Origin of the sequence: Streptomyces malaysiense (genome assembly GCF_000980885.2) — a bacterium.
Taxonomy (GTDB): domain Bacteria; phylum Actinomycetota; class Actinomycetes; order Streptomycetales; family Streptomycetaceae; genus Streptomyces; species Streptomyces malaysiense.
The window spans coordinates 13,650-30,858 of the sequence record NZ_LBDA02000028.1; the positions used below are offsets into that span (position 1 = coordinate 13,650).

Consider the following 17,209-nt stretch of genomic DNA (forward strand, 5'->3'; position numbering starts at 1 on the left):
GCTGATGCTGCTTGCCTGCATTCCGGATGTTCCGAACCACTGTAGTGGTGCCGGGTGGGGCGCCACGTAAGCGTTCCCGGGCAGGCTCGAAGGAAAGACGCGCGTCTTTCGTCCGTGGTTGCCCGGAGCGGGCGGAAGCCGGGGCAGGCCGACGGAAGCCGACGGAAGCGGCCATAAGAGGGGACGTGACCGATCTCAACTGATCGCCGCCGTGGTCCGTGTCAGGCACTTTTGGGGTCAGAGCCGACCAATCAAGATCACTTCGCACCGGGTGGCGGGCACGGCGTCGGCGGCAGGTGCGAGGATGCTTCCCGTACTGGCCGACGTGCTCATGTGGGGTGGGGGGTAGTCCGCGCCCGCGCAGACCCGCGCAGAAGGGACCGCTGACGCCGATGCAGATCCGGCTGACCGTCGTAGACCCGCTGAGCCCGCCCCCGCAGCGGGGCGCGAGCCGCGACGTGCTGGTCACGGCGCCCGCGGGCACCGACCTCGCCGCGGTCGCGTCCGCGCTGGCCGGGGCGGTCACCGGGGAGGGCACGGGCCGCGACACCGGGGGCGCCGCGGTCGTGCTGTACGCCGGTGCCGAGCGGCTGGATCCGCGCCGCGCCGTTCTCGGGGAGCCGCCGCTGGTCGACGGCGCCGTACTGGCGCTGGGCGGGCCCCTGGCCGCGGAACCGCATCCCGAGCTGGACGACGCGCCCACACAGCTGCACGTGGTGGCGGGGCCGGACGCGGGCGGGGTGCATCTGCTGCACGGCGGCCGGATCACGGTCGGGCGCTCCGTGGACGCGGACGTGCCACTGGACGATCCCGACGTCTCGCGCCTGCACTGCGCGGTGACGGTGGGCGCGGACGGCCGGGTCCTCGTCGTGGACCTGGGCTCCACGAACGGCACGACGCTGGACGGCACGCGGATCGGGGAACGGGCGGTACGGGTCCCCGCCGGTGGCCTGCTGCGGATCGGGGAGTCGGCGCTGCGGGTCGCGCCCGGGGGCCCGCGGGCGCGGGTGCCGGTGACCGCGGACGGGGAGGGCTGCCTGCGCGTCGGGCCCGGCGCGGACGCGCCGGACGCCGGCCCCGCCCCCGCGCCCCCCACACCGCCGCCCCTGCCGGACACGGCTCCGGGCGGGACATGGACCGGTCCCCCCGGTTCACAGCCGCCGCCCGTGCCCGGGGTCGGAGCGGGCACCGGGCACGCCTTCGGCTCCGCCCCCTGGGGAGCCGCGGACGAAGGACTCACCGGGGGCGACGGGGACACCCACGCGGGCCGCTTCGGGGTCGGCGGCGGGGCGCAGAGCATGCGGCGGCGGGGGTTCGGCGCCTGGGCCCGGCGGCTGGCCGGCGGGCGCGGCGAGCAGCCGGCGCAGGACGCGCCGTCGTACGGCGACGCGGCCCCGGCCGGTGCCGCTCCGGACCCCGGTGTCCCGTTCCGGCCCGACACCTGGCCGGACCCCGCCGCGCTGCTGCTCACCGCGCTCGGCCCCGGCCCCCGGCTGTGGGAGCGCGGGCCGGGCCACCCGGAGGCGCTGACCGTACGGCTCGGCACGGCCGACCGGAGCACACCGGACGGCTCGGCCCTGCTGCCCGCCGTGCCGGTGACCGCAGCGCTGCGGGAGGCGGGCGCGCTGGGCCTCGCCGGTCCCCGGCCGAGACTGTCCGGGCTGGCCCGCGCGGTGCTGGCCCAGCTCGCCGCCCTGCACTCCCCCGACCTGCTGGAGATCGTGCTGATCAGCGCGGACGGCTCGCGCCCGATGGAGGAGCGCACGGCCGAGTGGTCCTGGCTGGGCTGGCTCCCGCACGTCCGCCCGAACCACGGCCAGGACTGCCGCCTCCTGCTGGCCCACGACCGTGAACAGGCCGCCGCCCGCACGGAGGAACTGCTGCGCCGGGTGGACGACCTCACGGCGCGCGGCGCGGGGACCGCCCGGCCCGGATCGGTCCCGGCGCGGGGCGCGGGGGGCTCCGGGGCGCGGCCGTACGACGCCCCGCTGGTCCCCCGCCAGGGGCAGGCCCCCGCCGGCCCGCTCGGCGGCCCGGCCCCCGGCGCCCTCTCCCCCGCCTTCGGCACCCCGGCCCCGAGCCCCCGCCGCCCCTCCTGGGCCAAGGACGAGGCCGAACTCGGCGGCGGCGGTTTCCCCGGCCCCTACACGGTGGTCGTGGTCGACGGCGACCCCGGCGGGACCGGACTCCAGGAGGCCCTGGCCCGGCTCGCCGCGGTGGGCCCCCGAGCCGGGGTGCACGTGCTGTGCCTGGCGGAGGTGTCCGCGTCCTCGGCGGCGTCGCCGGTGGCCCGTACCTACGAGGCGGCCTGCGCCGTGGCCCCGACGCTCCGGCACTGCGGGGCCGTGGCCCTGCTCGGCGGCGATGTGGCGGGCACCCTCCAGCTGATGCGGGTCGCGCCGGGCGGGCCCGTGGCGCCCGGTGTGCTCGCCACCGTGGACGCGGTGTCCCCGGCGTGGGCGGAGCGGTTCGCGCGGGCGCTGGCCCCGCTGCGGCCGGACGGCCCGGCCGATGCCGGGCACGCACGGGTGGCGACGCCGCTGCCCAGGTCGGCGCGGCTGCTGGACGAGCTGGGCCTCGCCCGTGCCACCCCGGCCTCGCTGATGGCCCGTTGGGCGGACGCGGCCGACGACCCGGAGGCGCTGGGCGGCCGGGCCCGCGCCGTGCTCGGCGCCGGACCGCACGGCCCGGTCACCGCGGACCTGGTGGCCGACGGCCCGCATCTGCTGATCGAGGGCCCCGCGGGCAGCGGCCGCACCGAGCTGCTGCGGGCCGTGGTGGCCTCGCTGGCCGCGGCCGAACGGCCGGACCGGCTCGGCATGGTGCTCATCGACGGCCGGGACGGCGTCGGTACGGGCGACGGACGCAACGAGGGGCTGCGGGTCTGCGTGGAGATACCCCATGTGACGACCCATCTGATCGCCAACGACCCGGTGCGCATGCGGGAGTTCGCGCAGTCGCTCAGCGCGGAGCTGAAGCGCCGTGCCGAGTTGCTGGGCCGGACCGACTTCGCGCGGTGGCACGCGGGGCGGGCGGCGCCGGGCCGGGTGGTCGCACAGCGCACCCCGCCCGGCGCGGGGGACATCGAGGCGCCGCCCAGCTCCACGCTGCGGCTGCGGCCGGGCGCGGCGGCACGTCAACGCGCCGAGACGGTGACGCCGTTGCCCCGGCTCGTGGTGGTCGTCGACGATCTGGACGCGCTGGTCTCCCCCGCGCTCGGCGCCCCGGGCCGGCCCGCCGCGGGCTCGGTGACGCGGGCCCTGGAGGCGGTGGCCCGGGAGGGCGAGCGGCTCGGCGTGCACCTGGTGGCGGCGGCCGGCACGGACGGCCGTACGGCGGAGAGCGAACCGGCCCGCCGGGCGACCCTCCGCGTCAGGCTCGCGTCCCCCCAGCAGGGTCCGGACGAACCGGCCCCGGGCCGCGGCGGGTTGGCACGTCCGGACGCCCCCTCGGTGGAGTTCCAGGCCGGCCGGGTCACCGGCCGCATCCCGCGCACCGCGACCCAGCGCCCCACGGTCGTCCCCCTGGACTGGCACCGCATGGGCGACCCTCCGACCCGGCGCCCCGTCCGCGAACTCGGCAACGGCCCCACCGACCTGGCCCTCCTGGCCAGTGCCGTGGAACGCGCCGCCCGCCAGGTCGCGGCCGCCCAGGCACCCTCGCTCCTCTAGGCGCCAAAAAGCGCCAACTCCCTCTGGATCAAGGCGCATACACCGCTGATCACGACCCGGTCACGATCGTCCCCTCGCGCCCGCAGGCGCTCTTGCCCCGCCTCCACGGCCCGCGTACACCGGAGCGCACGGACAGCGTTCCGCCGTGGACCGTGCGAGGACGCGCGGGGTGCGCGACGGAGGACGACGAACGGGGAAGTGATGCACAGCAGGAGCAGCACCATCCGGACCGGCAGGGCCGCAGGCGCGGTCGCCGCGTTGCTCGCGGGGGGCCTCGTGCTCGGCGCGTGCTCCGGCGGGGGCGGCGGCGACAAGAAGGACCAGGGGAGTACGCCGTCCGCCGGCGGCTCCGTGTCGCTGCCCCGGCTGGACGGCGCGCATCTGGAGATCGCGGCCGTGTGGACCGGTCAGGAGCAGACGAACTTCAAGAAGGTCCTGGCGGAGTTCGAGAAGCGGACCGGCGCGAAGGTCACCTTCGTGCCCGCGCAGGACCCGATCATCAACTTCCTCGGATCAAAGATCGCCGGCGGCCAGCCGCCGGACATCGCGATGCTGCCGCAGCCCGGCGCCATCAAGCAGGCCGTGGACAAGGGCTGGGCCAAGCCGGTCGGAGCGGACGCGCTCAAGGAGGTCCGGAAGAACTACTCGCAGGGCTGGCAGGACATCGGCAAGGTCGGCGGCAAGCAGTACGGCGTCTACTACAAGGCCGCCAACAAGTCGCTCATCTGGTACAACGCCAAGGTCTTCGAGAACGCGGGCGCCAAGGAGCCCAAGACGTGGAAGGACCTGCTGACGACCGCGCAGGCCGTCTACGACTCCGGGGTCACGCCCTTCTCCGTGCCGGGCGCGGACGGCTGGCCGCTGACCGACTGGTTCGAGAACGTCTACCTCTCGCAGGCGGGGCCCGAGAAGTACGACCAGCTCGCCCAGCACAAGATCAAGTGGACCGATCCCTCGGTGAAGCGGGCGCTCCAGACGCTGGCGCAGATCTGGGGCAAGAAGGACTACCTGGCGGGCGGCCAGGACGGCGCGCTCCAGACCGAGTTCCCCAACTCGGTCACCCAGACCTTCACCGGCGGCGACCAGCCGAAGGCCGCGATGGTCTACGAGGGCGACTTCGTGCAGGTCAACATCGGTGAGACCAAGGCGAAGGTGGGCACGGACGCCAAGGTGTTCCCGTTCCCGGCCGTCGGCTCCACCGCGCCCGTGGTCTCCGGCGGCGACGCGGCGGTCCTCCTGAAGGACTCCAAGGCGGCGCAGGCCCTGCTGACCTTCCTCGCCTCCCCGGACGCGGCCACCATCCAGGCGAAGCTGGGCGGCTACCTCTCGCCGAACAAGAACGTGGCGATCTCGTCGTACCCGAACAGCGTCCAGCAGAAGATCGCCAAGTCGCTGATCGCGTCGGGCGACGACTTCCGCTTCGACATGTCCGACCAGGCCCCGCAGGCGTTCGGCGGCACCCCCGGCAAGGGCGAGTGGAAGGATCTCCAGGACTTCCTGAAGAACCCGGGCGACGTCGCGGGCGCCCAGGCAGCGCTGGAGAAGGACGCGGCGGCCGCGTACGGAAGCGGGAGCTGAGCCGGCGATGGCGTCGGCAGCGGCGGCCGGGGCCCCACCGGGTCCGGCCGCGCCCCGCGCGCGCAAGAGCGTGACCGGCACCCGCAAGGCCGTGGCGGTGCTGTTCCTGCTGCCCGCCCTGGTGCTGCTGGGCGCGCTCGTGGTCTACCCGATCGGGTACTCGGTCGTCCGCAGCTTCGGCACGAACTCCGGGCACGGGTTCGCGGGGTTCGACAACTACAAGACGGTCTTCACGGACGACGGCATCCTCACCGCGCTGAGGAACAACGTCATCTGGGTGGTGTTCGCGCCCGCCGTCGCCACCGCGCTCGGGCTGGTCTTCGCGGTGCTGACCGAACGGGTGCGCTGGGGAACGGCGTTCAAGCTGGTCGTCTTCATGCCGATGGCGATCTCGATGCTCGCGGCCGGGATCATCTTCCGGCTGGTGTACGACCAGGACCCGGACAAGGGCGTCGCCAACGCCGCCTGGGTGTCGGTGCACGACACGTTCGCGCGGGCCTCGGCGTTCCCGATGGCGCACCCGGGCCGCGAGTCGCCGCTCGTCCCGCAGGGCGGCGGCTTCGTCACCAAGGCGGTCGTCCACGCCGGGCAGCCGGTCACGCTGCCGCTCGTCGGGGTCGCCCCGGACCGGATGCCCGGCGACGCGAAGAAGGCGGCGGCCGCGCCGGCCGCGCCGGGCGAGGTCACCGGCACCACCTGGCAGGACTTCACCCGCGGCAAGGGCGTCGGCCGGCTCGGCGCGCCCGACCCGGGCGAGCTGGGTTATCCGGGGATGCGGATCGAGGCGGTGAAGGGCGGCGAGGTCGTGGCCTCGACGAAGGCGGCGGCGGACGGCACCTTCACGCTGCCCGCGGCGGCCGACGGGGCCCGGCTGCGTCTGCCCGCGAGCAACTTCCGGGAGCCGTACAACGGTGTCGAGTGGCTCGGCCCGTCGCTGGTCACCCCGGCGATCATCGGGGCGTACGTCTGGATGTGGGCGGGCTTCGCGATGGTGCTGATCGCGGCCGGACTCGCGGGCGTGCCCCGGGAGCTGCTGGAGGCCGCGCGGGTGGACGGCGCGAGCGAGTGGCAGGTGTTCCGCAGGGTCACCGTGCCGCTGCTCGCGCCGGTCCTCGCGGTCGTCGCCGTCACGCTGATGATCAACGTGCTCAAGGTGTTCGACCTCGTCTACATCATCGCCCCCGGCTCCTCCCAGGACGATGCGAACGTGCTCGCCCTGGAGCTGTACCGCAGGGGCTTCGCGGAGGGCCAGCCGGGCGTGGCGAGCGCGATCGCGGTGTTCCTGCTGCTGCTGGTGATCCCGGTGATGCTGTTCAACATCCGACGGCTCAGGCGGGAGGTACGGCGATGACGGCGATCGCCACCGACACCCGGGCGGCCGCGCCCGCCACCGGCGCCCGGCCCTCGCTCGGCGCACGGATCACCCAGAAGCTGGGCGGCACCCTGGTCCGCGTCCTCCTCGTCCTCGTCGGCCTGTTCTGGCTGGTGCCGACCATCGGCCTGCTGATCTCCTCGCTGCGCTCCCCCGACGACATGAGCGCGAGCGGCTGGTGGACGGTGTTCACCAAGCCCTCCGAGCTGACCTTCGGGAGCTACCGGAAGCTGCTGGAGAACGGCGACATCACCCACTCCCTGCTGAACACGGTCCTGATCACGGTCCCGGCGACCGTCCTGGTCGTGGTCATCGGCTCGCTCGCCGGATACGCGTTCGCCTGGATGGAGTTCCCGGGCCGGGACTGGTGGTTCCTCGGCGTGGTCAGCCTGCTGGTGGTGCCGGTGCAGGTGGCGCTGATCCCGATCGCCGAACTGTTCGGCAAGGTCGGCCTGTTCGGCACGATTTTCGGCGTGGTCCTGTTCCACACCGGCTTCGGACTGCCGTTCGCGGTGTTCCTGCTGCGGAACTTCTTCGCCGAGATCCCGCGTGAACTGCTGGAGGCGGCCCGCCTCGACGGTGCCGGTGAGCTGCGGCTGTTCGCCCGGGTGGTGATGCCGCTGGGCGGCCCGGCCATCGCCAGCCTCGGCATCTTCCAGTTCCTGTGGGTGTGGAACGACATGCTGGTCGCGCTGGTGTTCACCAAGTCCGGCACCCAGCCGATCACGGTGGCGCTCCAGACCCAGGTACGGCAGTTCGGCAACAACATCGACGTGCTGGCACCCGGCGCGTTCATCTCCATGGTGATCCCGCTGGCCGTGTTCTTCGCGTTCCAGCGGCAGTTCGTGTCCGGAGTGATGGCGGGCGCGGTCAAATAGCCCATACCAGAAGGCTGTTCAGGGGGCGGGTCCGGGCACGGGCCCGCCCCCACTCGTTCACCGGCCGTCCCCCGAATGCCGTACGGGCCGTAACCCCGTCACCCTTTCGGCCGTTCCCGGGCAGAACGCTCGCGCCGTCAGACCCATGGATGTCCCGTGCCCAGGTTCAGTGTCATCGTCCCCGCGTACCAGGTCCAGGCGTATCTCTCCGAGTGCCTGGACTCCGTGTTGTCGCAGTCGTTCTCGGATCTCGAAGTGATCGCCGTGGACGACGGTTCGCCGGACGCGTGCGGGGAGATCATCGACGCGTACGCGGCCCGTGACCCCCGGGTGAAACCCTTACACCTGGCCGAGAACCGGGGGCTCGGACGGGCCCGCAACGCCGGGATCGCGCGGGCCGCCGGCGAGTACCTGATCTTCCTGGACAGCGACGACACCCTCACCCCCGGCTCGCTCGCGGCCGTCGCCGAGCGGATCGAGGCGACCGGCGGGCCCGATGTGCTGGTGTACGACTACGAGCGCACGTACTGGGACGGGCGGCGGGTGCGCAACCATCTCGCGGCCGAGCTGAGCGAGTGGGGCCGGGCGCCCTTCCGGCTCACGGACCGGCCGGGGCTGCTGCGGGTGCTGATGGTGGCCTGGAACAAGGCGTACCGGCGGGAGTTCGTCGCGGCGGAGGGCTTCGCCTTCCCGCCGGGCTACTACGAGGACACCCCCTGGACCTTCCCGGTGCTGATGGCGGCCGGTTCGATCGCGACCCTGGACCGGGTGTGCGTGCACTACCGGCAGCGCCGCCAGGGCAGCATCCTGTCCACCACCAGCCGCAAGCACTTCGACCTGTTCGACCAGTACGAGCGGGTCTTCGCCTATGTCGCCGACCACCCGGAACTCGCCTTCTGGAAGCCGGAGTTGTACCGGCGGATGGTCGACCACTACGGCGTCGTGTTCACCCGCCCCGGACGGCTGCCGCGCGGCAGCCACGGGGAGTTCCTGCGCCGGGCCCGCGACCACCACCGTCGCTACCGGGTGCCGAAGGCGCGGCTGCGGCGGCGGCACCTGCTGATCCGGTTCGGGCTGCACCGCACCTTCCGGGCCCTGCGGTACGCCGCCGCCGCCCGCCGGCGCCTGCGAGAGCTCGTGCTGGGCCCGGCGCGCGCCGGGCGCCGCGCCGCGCTGGGGCTGCACTACCGGATCCAGCTGCGGCTGCCGCTGCGGCCCGAGCGCGCGGTGTTCGCCGCCGAGGGCGGGTACGGCGGCGACCCGGCCGCGCTGGAGGAGGCGATGCGCCGGTACGCCCCGCATGTGCGCACCACCTGGATCGCCGACCCGGCGCACCCGCGCCCGCTCCCGGCCGGCCCGCGGCTCGTCGCCCCCGGCACGGCCGCCCACTGGACGGCACTGGCCCGCTCCACGTACCTGTTCGGCGACGCCCACCTCACGCGCGGACTGCGCAAGCGGGACGGGCAGATCCTGGTGTGCGCCCTCGGCGGGACTCCGCTCGGGCACACCGGACTCGACCTCCAGGAGCGCCCGGGGGCCGTGCCGGGCTCCGATCCCGTGGCGCTGCTGCGGGACGTCGACCAATGGGACCACGTGGTCTCCGGCAACCGGCACTCCACCCTGACCTGGGAGCGGGTCCACCCGGGCCGCTGGACCGCGCTCGAGTACGGCAGCCCGCGCACCGACGTCTTCCAGCGGGCCACCCCGGACGAGGTGGCCCGGCTGCGCGCCACCCTGGGCATCCCCGCGGGCAAGGTCGCCGTCCTCTACGCGCCGGCCCGCCGCGACCACCGCCGCACCCAGCACCTCCCGCTGGACCTGCCGAAGCTCGCGCGCGGCCTCGGCCCGCGCTTCGTGCTGCTCGCCCGCGGCCACGGGGACGTGCCGGTGGAGGGCGCCCGGGTCATCGACGTCTCCGCGCACCCCTGCCCCGAGGGCCTGTGCCTGGCCGCGGACGCGCTGCTCACCGACCAGTCGCCGCTCATGTTCGACTACGCCGGCCTGGACCGGCCGATCGTGCTGCACACCGGGGACTGGGCGGCGTACGCGGCGGTCCGCGGCGTCTACGTCGACCTGCCCGGCGCCCCGCCCGGCGCGGTGGGGCGCGACGAGGATGAACTGGTCGACGTGTTCACCGACGGCACCTGGAACGGCGCGCGCGCCGCGCTGCTGCGGGCCGCCTTCCGGGAGCGGTTCTGCCCGTGGGACGACGGGCGGGCCGCCGAGCGGGTGGTACGGCACATCGTGCTGGGCCGCACCGAGCCGTCCCCGGTGGTGCCGCTCGGCGAGCGCCGCCCGGTGCGCTCCGCCATGGCGAACGCCGTGCACCCGGCGCGCTCCCCGCTGGTCTCGGTGCCGCATCCGGCCGGCCCCCGCCCCGTCACCTGGCCCGCCGAACACCGTTGATCCCACCGGGAGTTCCCATGCGCCTCGGCTCGACGCGGCCCACCCCGCCCCGGCCGTCCAGCCGGCGCCCGGCGGGCCGGCCGGGGCGGGTGCGCGCGGCGCAGTAGAGACACGTCCGCAGGACGGCAGGAAGAACGACAGAAAGAGCAGTATGCCCCGCTTCAGCATTATCGTCCCCACCCATGGGGTCGCCGGCCGGCTGTCCCAGGCGCTGGACTCGGTCCTCGGCCAGTCCTTCGGCGACCTGGAACTGATCCCCGTCTGCGACGCGCCCGACGCCCCGGCCGCCGAGGTGGCCGCCGGGTACGCCGGGCGGGACCCCCGGGTGATGCCGGTCCACTCACCGCCGTCCGCCGGGCTCGGCGGGGCGCGCAACGCCGGGATGCGGGCGGCGACCGGCGCGTACGTGCTCTTCCTGGACGGCGACGACCTGCTGCTGCCGGGCGCGCTGGCCGCCGTGGACGCCCGGCTGGCCGGGACCGCCGGGGTGGACGTGCTGTACGTGGAGCACGAGCGCGCGCCCTGGTGGGAGGGCGATCCGGTGAACCCGGTCGCGCCGCTGTTCGCCGGTGCACCGAAGGGCGCCTTCGCCCCCGCCGCACTGCCGGGGCTGACCGGCGCCGTCCTGCCCGCGTGGAGCGCGGTGTACCGCCGCACCTTCCTGACCGAGCACGAACTCACCTTTCCCGACGGCCATTTCACGGATCTCGGCTGGGGCGGGCTGACCACGGTCGCCGCCCGGCGCGTCGCCGTGCTGCGCCGGGTCGTCGTCCGGCACCGGCTGCGCCGGCAGGGCAGCCGGCTGAACCTGCCCGGCGAACGCCGGCACGACCTGCTCGACCAGGTGGAGCTGGTCCTCGCGCGGGCCGCCGGGCACGCCCTGCCCGCCGAGCGCACCGGGCCGCTCTTCGACCAGCTGTTCGCGCTGGTGCTGAAGACCGTGTCCCGGCCGGAGCGGCTGGCCGGCGGGCACCGGGCGTTCTTCCGCCGCGCGGCCCGCCTGTACCGGCGATTCCGGCCGGCCGGGCACCGGATGCCGCGCGGCAGCCTCGGGGTGCAGCACCGGCTGCTCGCGGTCGGCGCGTACGACGCCTTCCGCGCCCTGCGCGACGCGAACCGGCTCGCGGGCCGGGCCGTCGAGACCGTGCCGCGCCCGCACGCGGTCCGCACCCGGCTGCGCTACCGCGCCGCCCTGCGCCGCCCGCTCGACCCCGACCTCGTGGTGTACTGCGCCTACTGGGGCCGGGGCTACGCCTGCAACCCGGCCGCGATCCACGCCAAGGCCCGCGAACTCGCCCCGCATCTGCGCTCGGTGTTCCTGGTGGAGGCCGGGCAGGAACACACCCTGCCCGCGGACGTGGAGTACGCGGTGCTCGGCTCCCACCGCGCCTGGGAGCTGCTGGCCCGAGCCCGCTACCTGGTCAACAACGCCAACTTCGCCGAGGGCGTGGTCAAACGGCCCGGCAGCGTGCACCTGCAGACCCAGCACGGCACCCCGCTGAAGACGATGGGCGTGGACCAGTCGACGTACCCCGTGGTGGCCGCGCGCTCCGGCAGCTTCACCCGGCTGCTGGGCCGGGTCGACCGCTGGGACTTCAACCTCTCCTCCAACCGGCACTCCACCCGCGTGTGGGAGCGTGCCTTCCCCGGCTCCTGGGAGGCGCTGGAGTACGGCTATCCGCGCAACGACGTCTACTACACGGCGACCGCGGCCGACGTGGCCCGGATCCGGCGGGAGCTGGGCATCCCCGAGAACCGGTTCGCCGTGCTCTACGCCCCCACCCACCGCGACCACCACAGCGGGTTCGAACCCGGCCTGGACCTGGAGGAGTTCTGCGCGGCGGTGGGTGAGGACGTGGTGGTGCTGCTGCGCGCCCACTACTTCTACGACCAGGGCCGCGCCCGGCACTCGGACCGGATCATCGACGTCACCGGACACCGCTCCGCCGAGGACGTGTGCCTGGCCGCGGACGCGCTGATCACCGACTACTCGTCCATCATGTTCGACTACGCCAACCTGGACCGGCCGATCGTGATCTACGCCGACGACTGGGAGGTCTACCGGCAGACACGGGGCGTCTACTTCGACCTGATGGCCGAGCCGCCCGGACCGGTCGCCCGCACCCCCGGGGAACTGGCCGCCGTCTTCCGCGAGGGCGGGTACGCCGGCCCGGAGCCGGCGGCGCTGCGGGCCCGGTTCCGCGAGCGTTTCTGCGAGTTCGACGACGGACGGGCCGCCGAACGCGTCGTACGGCGGGTGCTGCTGGGCGAGCCGCCGCAGGCGCTCCCGCCGGTGCTGCCGCTCGGCGAACGCGTCCCCGCCCCCGCCCCCGCCCCCGCGACCCCCGTGAGGAGCTGACCATGCCCCGCTTCAGTGTGATCGTGCCCTGTTACCAGGTGCAGGCGTACCTCCGCGAATGCCTGGACTCGGTGCTGGCGCAGTCGTGCCGGGACCTGGAGGTGATCGCCGTGGACGACCGCTCGCCGGACGACTGCGGCGCGATCCTCGACGAGTACGCCGCGCGCGACCCCCGGGTGAAGGTGCTGCACCTGCCGGAGAACGTGGGCCTCGGGCGCGCCCGCAACGCCGGGCTGCCGCACGCCACCGGCGACTACCTCTTCTTCCTGGACAGCGACGACACCCTCACCCCGGGCGCGCTCGCGGCGATCGCCGACCGGCTGGCGGAGAGCGGCGACCCGGACGTGCTCGTGTTCGACTACGCGCGCACGTACTGGTGGGGCGGCACCCGGCGCAACGCCCTCGCGGAGGTGCTCGCCGAGGCCGGTCCGGACACCTTCACGGCGGCCGGGTACCCGCGGATCCTGGATCTGCTGATGGTGGTGTGGAACAAGGTCTACCGGCGGGAGTTCGTCGCGGCGGAGGGCTTCACCTTCCCGCCCGGCTACTACGAGGACACCCCCTGGACCTTCCCGGTCATGCTCAGCGCCGGGCGGATCGCCGCGCTGGACCGGATCTGCCTGAACTACCGCCAGCGCAGGCAGGGCAACATCCTGTCCACCACCAGCCGCAAGCACTTCGACGTCCACGACCAGTACCTGCGGGTGTTCGCGTTCCTGGACGAGCACCCCGAACTGGATTCCTGGCGGCCGTACCTGCACCGCAAGATGGGCGAGCACTGCCTGGACATCCTGGCCAAGCCGGACCGGCTGCCGCCCGCCGACAAAGCCGAGTTCTTCCGCCGCACGGCCGGCCTGTTCCGCCGGCTGAAGCCCGAGGGTGCCCGAGTGGAAGGCGAGGCGGCCCTGCTGGAGGGTGGCTGGGCGGGCTACCGGCTGCGGTTGCAGGCGGGCCGGGCCGGACGGGGGGCGGCGCGGCGGGCGGCCGCGGCACGGCGCGTGGCGGCCGGCCGGGCCCGCACCGGCTGGGCCCTGCTGCAGGCCCGCCGTCCGCTCGACCCCGAGCTGGTGGTGTACTCGTCGTCCGCGCACCGGGGCTTCCTCGGCGACCCGGCCGCCGTCCACCGCGCGGCCCTGCGGATCGCCCCGCGGCTGCGCGGGGTGTGGGTGGTGCGGGACGCGGAGACGGCGGCGGGGCTGCCGCCGGACGTGGAGCACGTGATCGCGGGCACCCGGCGCTGCGCGGAGGTCACGGCGCGGGCCGGGTTCCTGGTGAACGACGTGCCCTGGACCGGCGTCCCGGCCAAGCGGCCCGGCGGTGTGCACATCCACACCCATCAGGGCACCCCGCTGAAGTACCTGGGCGCCGATCTGCTGGACAAGCCGGGCGCCCGGCTCGGCGTGGACGTGCCGCAGCTGCTGCGCCGCGCCGACCGCTGGGACCACAGCCTGGTCGCGAGCCGCTATTCGGAGCTGGTGTACGAGCGGGCCTACCCCTGCCATTTCGCCTCGGCGCGCACCGGCAGCCCGCGCAACGACGTGCTGGTCGACGGCGGTCCCAGTGACTTCCGCCGGCGGCACGGCATCCCGGACGACCACACGGTGGTGCTGTACGCGCCGACCCTCCGGGACTACCGCAGGGGCGGTCATGTGGACCGGATCGACGTGGCCCGGCTCGCGGCCGACCTCGGCGAGGGCCACACGCTCGTGGTCCGGCTGCATCCCGCGCTGGCGGCAGGTCCGGCCCGCGGCCTGGGCCTCACGGAGCTGGCCCGGCGCGGCGCGGTGCTCGACGCGACGGACGAGCCCGATCTGCCGGACGTGCTGCTCGCGGCGGACGTGCTGATCACCGACTACTCGTCCGTGATGTTCGACTACGCCAACCTGGACCGGCCGATCGTGATCCACGCCGACGACTGGGAGGTCTACCGGCGGACACGGGGCGCCTACTTCGATCTGACGGCCGAGCCGCCGGGCCATGTCACCCGCTCCCAGCGGGAGTTGGCCGGGCTGTTCACCTCGGGGCGCTGGCGGGACGAGGAGTCGGCGCGGCTGCGCTCCCGGTTCCGCTCCCGCTACTGCGAGTTCGAGGACGGCCGGGCCGCCGAACGCGTCGTACGCACGCTGCTGCTGGACGAGCCGATGCCGGGCGCGGTGCGGCTGCCGGGGCAGGCGACGACCGGGCGGGGCGCGCTGACCTCGGCGTGAGGGCCGTACGACCGCGGCGGCGGAGCCGGACCGGCCGGTGGCGCGGGGCCACGGCGGGTCCGGCGGTCGCGGGACCTACTCGACGACGAGGTCGACCTCGATGTTGCCGCGGGTCGCGTTGGAGTAGGGGCAGACCTGGTGGGCGGCCTCGACGAGCTTGCGGCCGGTCTCCTGGTCCACGGATCCGGGCAGCTCGACGCGCAGGGTGACCTTCAGGCCGAAGCCCTCGCCCACCTTGCCGATGCCGACCTCGGCGGTGACGGCGGCGTCGGTGACGTCCACCTTCTCCCGGCGGCCGACGACGCCGAGGGCGCCGCCGAAGCAGGCGGCGTAACCGGCGGCGAAGAGCTGCTCGGGGTTGGTGCCCTCGCCGTTGCCGCCCAGCTCCACCGGCGGGGCCAGCTTGACGTCGACCTTGCCGTCGGAGGAGACGGCACGGCCCTCACGGCCGTGGGTGGCGGTGGCGACGGCGGTGTACAGCGCGTCCATGACGAACCATCCCTCTCGATGTGTCCTGCGTCGTGTTGCTTCGTTGCGTTCCTGTCGCCACAAGTAGAGCACACAATTGAGTTGTGCACAATCAAATGCCGGGTGAAGGGCTACCCTGGACCCATGACCGCTTCTCCCGCCGAGACCGAGACGGACTGGCTCCGCCTGGACAACCAGATCTGCTTCTCGCTGCACGCCGCGTCCCGTGCCTTCAACGGCGTCTACCGCGTGGTCCTCAAGGACCTCGGCCTCACCTATCCGCAGTACCTGGTCATGCTGGTGCTGTGGGAGCGGGGCGACCTGCCGGTCAAGAAGCTCGGCGAACAGCTGCGGCTCGACTCCGGAACACTGTCCCCGCTGGTCAAACGACTGGAGGCGGCGGGCCTGGTGCGCCGGGAGCGCAGCGTCCAGGACGAGCGCTCGGTGCGGGTCCTGCTCACCGAGGAGGGCGCGGCTCTGCGCGGGCGGGCCCTGGAGGTACCGCGCCGCATCATCCGCTCCACGGGCTTCGACCGCGCCGAGATCGCCGATCTGCGCGCCCGCCTCGACCGGCTCACCAACGCACTGGACGCGGCGGCAGCGACGGAGGCCGAAGACCCGCGGGACTGAGGGGCCGCGCGTAGAGCCGTACGGCGGTCCGCCCGCGCACGGCCTCACCGCGCACGGCGAACTCCCGCCGGAGGAGATCGAGTCCGGCCCGCTCGCCGGGGTCGCGCGGTGTCCACCGGCCGGCCAGTACGGACCGGTCCGCGACGACCCACACCCGCCGGACCCCGGCCATCCGCCGCCGCACGTCCACAGCGGGGGCCTCCATCCCGTACAGGGTCCCGGACACGTCCCCGGCCCGCGCGAGCGCGAGATCCCGGGTGCCGCGGAACGCTTGCGGGTACGCCAGTTCGGTGTTGCGCGTGTAGCCGGGCAGGTACAGCACGGCGTCCCCCTTCCGCATCCCCCGCGCCGCCGCCCGCGCGATCGCCGCCAGGTCGTCGGGGCGCCGGGCCGGGTCGCGGTCCTGCCGGAGGAGGGGGAACTGCAGGAGGGGGACGAGGGCGATGAGGAGGAGGCCGAGGAGGGCGGCGCGGTACGCCCTCGGAGGACGGCGCGCCGACGGCCCCGGACCGGCCGGCGGGCGGGGGCCGCGCGTGTCGGCGGATGCGCCCCCGCGCGAACGCCGCCGGCCTGACGGGAGGACGTCCGCCCAGCGGCCACCGGGCCACAGGCGCCCCGCGATCGCCGCCACCCGATCGCCCCCCGCCGCGACCAGCAACGGAGCCCCCGCCAGCGCGTACAGCACGTACCGGTCGACGTACAGCGGCGGCGAGGACTGCGACGCCAGCATGAGCACCCCCGGCGGCACCACGACCAGCGGCGCCGCCACCCCCGCGAGCGTGATCTCGCCCTTCCGCCCGGCCATCCCCGCCAGCAGCCCCACCACCGCGAGTCCCAGGCAGACCCAGTACACCTCCTGCGACGCCCCGAAGAACTGCCGCGCGAGCCCCGCCGCCGTCTCCTCCGTCGGCCGGCGCAGCCACGCCACCTGCGCCGCCTGCGCCCGCGACACCACCACCATGGGCAACAGGCAGAGCAGGACCGCCGAGGCCGCGCATCCCCATCCCCGCCACACCCGTCCCCGCACCCGGGCCAGCGCCAGCGCCACGGCGTGGGCCGGCAGCAGCAGCACGGCGAACTCGTGCAGCCAGCAGGTGACGCCGAGGACGAGGCCGTACCCCCACCACGCCCCGCGCTCCACCCCGCGCAGCAGCAGCAGCGTCGCCCCCATCACGCCGGCCGCGACGAGCGCGTAGGACCGGCCCTCCTGCGCGTAGTGGCCGGCCATCGGGTTCACGGCGTAGAGCAGTCCCGCCCACAGGCCCACCCGCGGCCGCGCCAGCCGCGCCCCCACCTCCGCCACCAGAGCCGCGGTCACCACCGCTCCGGCCACCGACGGCAGGCGCAGCACCACCTCGTCGGCGTGCACGGCGAGCACGGCGTGCATGAGGACGTAGTAGAGCCCGTGCACCGCGTCGACCCCGTGCACGAGCCGCCAGATCTGCGGCACCGTCCGCCCGGCGACCTGGAACGTGACCGCCTCGTCCCGCCACATGCCGCCCCGGTCCAGCCCCCACAGCCCGAACGTCAGCATCACCGCCGCGGGCACCCCCGCCACGACCCCGCGCCGCCCTCGCCCCCCGGGCGGCTTCCGCGACGGCGCTGGCACAGCTTCCACAGCTTCCACAGGGAGCCCGACG

At 74.6% G+C, this 17,209-nt stretch carries 10 protein-coding genes; 8 read left to right on the plus strand and 2 right to left on the minus strand.

The window, feature by feature from the left end:
* The first annotated feature begins 392 nt into the window (after nt 1-392).
* From VT52_RS12695 to VT52_RS12725, 7 genes are all read left to right on the plus strand, one after another.
* Complete coding sequence (locus VT52_RS12695) at nt 393-3,671, plus strand: FHA domain-containing protein (RefSeq protein WP_046426995.1); 3,279 nt, start codon at nt 393-395, stop codon at nt 3,669-3,671.
* A gap of 201 nt (nt 3,672-3,872) precedes the next feature.
* Entirely contained in the window at nt 3,873-5,249 is a 1,377-nt protein-coding gene (locus VT52_RS12700) for an ABC transporter substrate-binding protein (protein ID WP_046426994.1), read from the plus strand.
* A 7-nt stretch (nt 5,250-5,256) separates the two neighbouring features.
* A complete protein-coding gene (locus VT52_RS12705) occupies nt 5,257-6,600 on the plus strand; it encodes a carbohydrate ABC transporter permease (protein ID WP_079175011.1) in 1,344 nt (447 codons plus the stop codon).
* On the plus strand, nt 6,597-7,499 hold the full coding sequence (locus VT52_RS12710; RefSeq protein WP_046426993.1) for a carbohydrate ABC transporter permease: 903 nt from the start codon (nt 6,597-6,599) through the stop codon (nt 7,497-7,499). Before VT52_RS12705 ends, VT52_RS12710 begins: the two co-directional genes overlap by 4 nt.
* A 156-nt stretch (nt 7,500-7,655) precedes the next feature.
* Entirely contained in the window at nt 7,656-9,905 is a 2,250-nt protein-coding gene (locus tag VT52_RS12715) for a bifunctional glycosyltransferase/CDP-glycerol:glycerophosphate glycerophosphotransferase (protein ID WP_046426992.1), read from the plus strand.
* A gap of 151 nt (nt 9,906-10,056) precedes the next feature.
* Nucleotides 10,057-12,264: a bifunctional glycosyltransferase/CDP-glycerol:glycerophosphate glycerophosphotransferase gene (locus VT52_RS12720; protein ID WP_071387432.1), complete on the plus strand. Its 2,208-nt coding sequence runs from the start codon at nt 10,057-10,059 to the stop codon at nt 12,262-12,264.
* A gap of 2 nt (nt 12,265-12,266) precedes the next feature.
* The gene (locus VT52_RS12725) at nt 12,267-14,471 is read left to right on the plus strand and encodes a bifunctional glycosyltransferase/CDP-glycerol:glycerophosphate glycerophosphotransferase (protein ID WP_071387433.1); all 2,205 of its coding nucleotides are present in this window, start codon (nt 12,267-12,269) and stop codon (nt 14,469-14,471) included.
* A 75-nt stretch (nt 14,472-14,546) separates the two neighbouring features.
* On the opposite strand, the gene VT52_RS12730 is transcribed toward VT52_RS12725, so the two are convergent.
* Complete coding sequence (locus VT52_RS12730) at nt 14,547-14,960, minus strand: organic hydroperoxide resistance protein (protein WP_046419953.1); 414 nt, start codon at nt 14,958-14,960, stop codon at nt 14,547-14,549.
* Between the two features lie 123 nt (nt 14,961-15,083).
* Between VT52_RS12730 and VT52_RS12735 the strand changes: the two genes are divergently transcribed.
* A complete protein-coding gene (locus VT52_RS12735) occupies nt 15,084-15,569 on the plus strand; it encodes a MarR family winged helix-turn-helix transcriptional regulator (RefSeq protein ID WP_046419954.1) in 486 nt (161 codons plus the stop codon).
* On the opposite strand, the gene VT52_RS12740 is transcribed toward VT52_RS12735, so the two are convergent.
* A complete protein-coding gene (locus VT52_RS12740; protein ID WP_107481321.1) occupies nt 15,514-17,103 on the minus strand; it encodes a glycosyltransferase family 39 protein in 1,590 nt (529 codons plus the stop codon). The two genes, VT52_RS12735 and VT52_RS12740, sit on opposite strands and share 56 nt — an antisense overlap.
* Between the last annotated feature and the right edge of the window lie 106 nt (nt 17,104-17,209).